General features: G+C 67.1%; 4 protein-coding genes and 1 pseudogene. 3 read left to right on the top strand and 2 right to left on the bottom strand.

The genetic code is table 11. From position 1 onward, the window contains the following. Positions 1-299: 299 nt before the first annotated feature. The 3 genes and pseudogenes from FJU31_RS18665 (at position 300) to FJU31_RS18655 (ending at position 3446) form a co-directional block, all read left to right on the top strand. Positions 300-596 (top strand): annotated as a pseudogene (locus FJU31_RS18665) (hypothetical protein). 183 nt (positions 597-779) lie between these two features. Further along, positions 780-1712 (top strand): MBL fold metallo-hydrolase, encoded by a 933-nt coding sequence (locus tag FJU31_RS18660; protein ID WP_150456070.1) that lies wholly within the window; start codon positions 780-782, stop codon positions 1710-1712. Positions 1713-1793: 81 nt separating this feature from the next. Beyond that, the gene (locus FJU31_RS18655; protein ID WP_150456072.1) at positions 1794-3446 is read left to right on the top strand and encodes a M28 family metallopeptidase; all 1653 of its coding nucleotides are present in this window, start codon (positions 1794-1796) and stop codon (positions 3444-3446) included. Between the two features lie 862 nt (positions 3447-4308). Here the strand turns inward: FJU31_RS18655 and FJU31_RS18650 are convergent. Both FJU31_RS18650 and FJU31_RS18645 read right to left on the bottom strand, forming a co-directional pair. Beyond that, positions 4309-4641 (bottom strand): hypothetical protein, encoded by a 333-nt coding sequence (locus FJU31_RS18650; RefSeq protein WP_246161477.1) that lies wholly within the window; start codon positions 4639-4641, stop codon positions 4309-4311. Between the two features lie 31 nt (positions 4642-4672). Then, the gene (locus FJU31_RS18645; protein WP_150456069.1) at positions 4673-6007 is read right to left on the bottom strand and encodes an MFS transporter; all 1335 of its coding nucleotides are present in this window, start codon (positions 6005-6007) and stop codon (positions 4673-4675) included. Between the last annotated feature and the right edge of the window lie 163 nt (positions 6008-6170).

Genomic DNA, 6170 nt, shown 5'->3' with positions numbered 1-6170 from the left:
TCGAAGGCTTAAGAGCCGAAGGCTTAAGAGCCGAGGCAGCGTCATCGGAGCCTCCCGGGGTCACCAGGGGAATTGTGCCTGATCAGGGCACCGTTCCAAGACACAAGAGCCGAGCCCACGCTCGGCTTTGCTTTGTCTTTGTAGAGCCGAGCCCACGCTCGGCTTTGCTTTGTCTTTGTAGAGCCGAGCCCACGCTCGGCTGGGGCAGAGAAGCAGCCGAGCATGGGCTCGGCTCTACACGCCTCGCCACCCATGGCATGATGCCCACCCGCCCCCGGCGCGATGACATGGAGTCTGCGATGGCCTGGTTGTCGCTGCTGCTGTTCCTGCCCTGGTTCCTGCTGCTTGGCAGCCTGTAATGGCTGTTTCCGCGTCAGCCGCGCACCGCGCGGCGGCGCCTGTTCGATACCACTACCCTGGCACTGGCCTTTGCCCTGAGCATCGGCTCGATGCTGTGGGGCTATCACATCGGCCGGGTGCAGCCCGGCGCCGGCCCGATCTGGCCGCAGGTGCTGGCGGTACTGTATGCCTACGGCGCCTTCCTGGCGGTGCTGGTGCTGGCCCTGCTGCTGCGGCCGAGGTACCTGGCCCGGTAACCATGCTCGACTGCACGCGCCCTCTGTAGAGCCGAGCCCATGCTCGGCTGATGTCTGGCAGAAAGGCAGCCGAGCGTGGGCTCGACTCTACAGAATTGCCCTCTCCGACCAAAGCCGCATCGAACCGGCCCCACGCACGCGCCTACCATGGGGTCTGTTCCTGATCCTGCCAGGTGCGTGCCGATGACCGCCGATCCCAGCATCCATACCATCGATACCGGCTTCCAGCGTCCCGATTTCGACGCGGCCTACCTCATCGTCGAAAACGGCCGTGCGGCGTTCGTCGACTGCGGCACCGGCCTGTCCGTGCCGGCCATGCTGCAGGCGCTGACCGATGCCGGGCTGGGCGTGGAGGCGGTGGATTGGCTGCTGCTGACCCACGTGCACCTGGACCATGCCGGTGGTGCGGGCCTGCTGATGCAGCAGCTGCCGAACGCAAAAGCGGTGCTGCACCCGCGCGGCGCACCGCACATGATCGACCCGGCCCGGCTGATCGCCGGTGCCACCGCTGTCTATGGCGCCGAGGAAATCGCCCGCAGCTACGGCCGCATCGAAGCGATTCCAGAAACCCGCGTGGTGCTGGCCGAAGATGGCCACCGCATCGACCTCGCCGGCCGTGAGCTGCTGTTGCTGCACACGCCGGGGCATGCGCTGCACCACTACTGCGTGTGGGACGCGCGCAGCCGCAGCTGGTTCACCGGCGATACGTTCGGCATTGCCTACCGCGAGCTGGACAGCGCGCAGGGCGCCTTCATCTTCCCCACCTCCTCGCCGGTGCAGTTCGACCCGGAGGCGATGAAGGCCTCGATCCAGCGCATGCTGGGCTACGGCCCGCAGGCGATGTACCTGACCCACTACGGCCGCGTGCAGCAGGTCGAAAAGCTGGCCGGCGACCTGTTCGAGCAGATCGATGCGATGGCGGCGATCGGCCGCCAGTGCGATGGCCGCGCCGACCGCCACCGGTGCCTGCTGGCCGCGCTGCAGGCGCTGTACCTGGAACGCGCGCAGCAGCACGGCTGCGCGCTGGACCAGGCCGCGGTGGCCGAGGTGCTGGCGATGGACATCGAGCTGAACGCACAGGGCCTGGCCTGCTGGCTGGACCGCGCATCCCGCTGACCGGGAGGCCTGCGCGGCGGTGTCACGACCACGTTACACTCTGGTGACTCCCCTTCCTGCCGTGGTATTGCCGTGAATCCGATGCGTGTGTTGCTGCTGTCGTCCTGCCTCTTCGTCGGCGGCCTGGCCCATGCGGCCAACGACCTGCCCGGTGGCGGCATCGATCCGCAGGCACTGTCGCGTCACGTGCAGGTGCTCGCTTCCGATGAATTCGAAGGCCGCGCACCGGCCAGCGAAGGCGAAGAGCGCACCGTGAAGTACCTGATCGAGCAGTTCCGCAGCTACGGCCTGCAGCCCGGCGGCCCCCATGGCGGCTGGGTACAGAAGGTGCCGCTGGTGCGCGCGCAGCTGGACGGCCCGGCCAAGGCCAGCCTGCAGCTGAAGAAGGGCAAGCGCACGCTGGCCAATGGCGTGGACGTGACCCTGCAGAGCCTGCAGCCGCGCAAGCGCGTGCAGATCAACAACGCACCGCTGGTGTTCGTCGGCTACGGCATCGACGCACCGGAACGCCACTGGAACGATTACAAGGACGTGGACCTGCACGGCAAGATCGCCGTGGTGCTGATCAACGACGCTGATTTCGAAGCCGATGCACCGGGCGCGTTCGATGGCAAGGCAGTGACCTACTACGGCCGCTGGACCTACAAGTTCGAGGAAGCCGCACGCCGCGGCGCCGAGGGCGTGCTGATCGTGCACGAGACCGCACCGGCCGCCTACGGCTGGGCCACGGTGAAGAGCTCGGGCACCTCGCCGCTGTTCGACATCGAACGCGGCCAGGCCGAAGCGATGGCCCAGCACACGCCGCTGCGCGGCTGGATGCAGCGCGAACTGGCCGAGGCGATCTTCGCCGACGCCGGCCTGGATTTCGACGCCGAGAAGCGCAAGGCCATGCAGGCCGATTTCCAGCCGGTGGTGCTGGACAACGCGAGGCTGAGCGTGGATTTCGCACTGAAGCGCGAGCAGGTGGTGACCCGCAACGTGGTGGCCAAGCTGCCCGGTGGCGCGCATGGCGATGAGGCCGTGATCTTCTCGGCGCACTGGGATGCCTTCGGTATCGGCCAGCCTGATGCCAAGGGTGACCGCATCCGCCATGGCGCCATCGACAACGCCACCGGCGTGGCCACCGTGCTGGAACTGGGCCGCGTGTTCGCGGCCGGCCCGCAGCCGCAGCGCAGCCTGTACTTCGTCGCCCTTACCGCGGAGGAGAAGGGCCTGCTGGGTGCCAGCTACTACGCCGCGCACCCGCTGGCGCCGCTGGAAAAGACCGCCGCCGTGCTGAACATCGAGATGTTCAGCCCGGACGGTGCGACGCGTGACATCGCCTCGTGGGGCAAGGGCCGGGTGTCGCTGGAAGGCGACCTGGAACGCGTGGCCAAGGCCCGTGGCCGCAGCTACAGCCCCGACCCGAACCTGGAAGCGGGCTTCTTCTACCGCGCCGACCACTTCGCCTTCGCCCGCCTGGGCGTGCCGGCCATCACCATCGGCCCGGGCCTGGACAAGCTGGACGGCGGCGTCGAGGCAGGCCGCGCGCTGCGCGAGAAGTACTTCGCCGACTGCTACCACCAGGCCTGTGATGCCTGGACGCCGAGCTGGGACCCGGCCGGCCACGCTGCCGACACCCTGCTGGTCTACGACCTGGGCGCCGAGCTGGCCAACAGCCGCCGATGGCCGCAGTGGGAGAAGGAGTCGGAATTCCACGGCGCCCGCGAGAAGAGCGACGCCGCCCGCCGTTGAAGATGGTGTCGGCCGCTGGCCGGCAACCCGGTACGACGACGGAGGTAGAGTCGACCGTTGGTCGACTACGCGCGAAGCGCGGGTTTCATGCGTCTGAAGGGAGAGCGGTCGACCAACGGTCGACGCTACGCGGCCGACATCAGCCGCTGGCGGAAAGCCCGGCCTGATACCGCGATACGACGACGGGGGGTAGAGTCGACCGTTGGTCGACTACGCGCGAAGCGCGGGTTTCATGCGTCTGATGGGAGAGCAGTCGACCAACGGTCGACTCTACCCGGCCGACATCAGCCGCTGGCGGAAAGCCCGGCCTGATACCGCGATACGACGACGGGGGTAGAGTCGACCGTTGGTCGACTATGCGCGAAGCGCGGGCTTCATGCGTCTGATGGGAGAGCAGTCGACCAACGGTCGACTCTACCCGGCCAACATCATCAGCGCCGGCGCACCGGCCTGATACCGCGATACGACGACGGGGGGTAGAGTCGACCGTTGGTCGACTCTGCGCGAAGCGCGGGTTTCATGCGTCTGAAGGGAGAGCAGTCGACCAACGGTCGACTCTACCCGGCCGACATCAGCCGCTGGCGGAAAGCCCGGCCTGATACCGCGATACGACGACGGAGGGTAGAGTCGACCGTTGGTCGACTCTGCGCGAAGCGCGGGCTTCATGCGTCTGAAGGGAGAGCAGTCGACCAACGGTCGACTCTACCCGGCCGACATCATCAGCGCCGGCGCACCGGCCTGATACCGCGATACGACGACGGAGGGTAGAGCCGACCGTTGGTCGACTCTGCGCGAAGCGCGGGCTTCATGCGTCTGGAGGAAGAGCAGTCGACCAACGGTCGACTCTACCCGGCCGACATCATCAGCGCCGGCGCAACAGCGCCCACGCGCCCAAGCCACTGGCGGCGAGCACGGCCAGATAGCACACCACCATTGTGCGCAGGCCCACCGGAGAGCCCGGACTGATGCCCCGATGCAGGCGCAGCCGCATCGAGCTGTGGCCACTGCCCAGATCTACTGCCATCTGCAGCGCCACCGCGGCACAAACCATCAGCAATGCCACCCCGAATCCGATGCGCGGCCACGAGGCCTGCGCGCCGGGGCGGCGCAGCAGCCAGGCCAGTGCCGTGGCTGCGGCAAGCACCACCGCCATCCACATCAGCGGTGACGCCGGAGACGCAGCAGCCACCGGCATTGCACCGGTGACTGCCATCAGTACGACGCCCTTACTTGCGGGTGCCGTCGAGCCAGTTCGGGCCCTTGTTGGTGAGGAAGAAGACATAGACCACCAACGATACCGCGATTGTGGCGGTGACGTAGATGGCGAACCAGTCGACGTGGCCGGTCTTCAGCGCGCCCTGGTACAGCAGCGGCGCGGTACCACCGAACAGCGAGTTGGCCAGTGCATAGCCCAGGCCCACGCCCAGTGCACGGATGTGGGTGGGGAACAGTTCGGCCTTCACCACCGCGTTGATGGAGGTGTAGCCGGTGAGGATGACAAAGCCCAGCGCTAGGGTGAGGAAGGCGAGGGTGGCATCGTGCTGGTGCGGCAGCTGGGTGATGAGGTACCAGCTGTACAGCACGCCGCCCACGCCGAAGAACACCAGCAGGCTCTTGCGGCCGATGATGTCCGACAGCCAGCCGCCGACCGGCTGCAGCACCATCAGGAACGTCAGCACGCCCAGGTTGACCAGGGTGGCGGTCATCGGATCATCGGCGGCGAAGGCGCTCTGGATCATCTTCGGGCCGTTCACCGAGTAGGTGTAGAAGGCAATGGTGCCGCCGGCGGTGATCAGGAAGCACAGCAGCAGCGGGCGCCACTGGTGCACGACCAGCTCGTACATCGAGCCGGACTTCTTCGCCTTGCCTTCGCGCGCGGCCTCGATCGACGATTCTTCCATCGTCTCGTCCATGCCTCGGCGCAGCCAGAACACCACCACTGCGGCGATGCCACCGATGCCGAAGGCGATGCGCCAGCCGAACTCGGAAATCTCCGGCTTGCCCCAGACATTCAGCATCAGGAACAGCGTGAGCTGCGCCAGTACGTGGCCGCCCACCAGGGTGACGTAGTGGAACGAGGACAGGAAGCCGCGGCGGCCGGGAATGGCGGCCTCGGACATGTAGGTGGCGCTGGCGCCGTACTCGCCGCCAGTGGCGAAGCCCTGCAGCAGGCGTGCGAACAGCAGGATGATCGCCGCCCAGATGCCGATGCTGGCTGCGGTGGGGGTAATCGCGATGAGGAAGGAGCAGACGGCCATCAGGGTGACCGACACGGTGAGCGCCAGGCGACGGCCATGGCGGTCGGCGAAGCGGCCGAAGAACCAGGCACCGATCGGGCGCATCAGGAAGGTGGCGGCGAAGATCGCCCACACGTACAGGGTGGAGTTCTTGTCTTCGGGCGAGAAGAACTGCGATTCGAAGTACACGGCGAACACCGAGTACACGTAGACGTCATACCACTCCACCAGGTTGCCGGCGGAGCCTTTGAGGGTATTGGAGATCGAGCGGCGCAGCGCGGCGCCGTCGGTGCTGGGGACAGCAGGTTGGGACGTGGTGCTCATCTGGGTGAGGATCCTCGATGCGGTGCTTCCATGCGGGAAAGATCGGTGCGAGGGGCGCGCGTGGGGCGCTGCCCGCCAGCCTCCTAGGTACTGCATCCCACGTCAACGCCGGGTGCCGGAGGGGCGGGCAGGGCATGGGGACCGCACAGGGTGACAGCGGTCG

It is taken from the genome of Stenotrophomonas cyclobalanopsidis (assembly GCF_008710035.1).
GTDB lineage: Bacteria > Pseudomonadota > Gammaproteobacteria > Xanthomonadales > Xanthomonadaceae > Stenotrophomonas > Stenotrophomonas cyclobalanopsidis.
The sequence above is the reverse complement of the archived record's forward strand: the minus strand, read 5'-3'. Positions and strand labels throughout refer to the sequence as shown.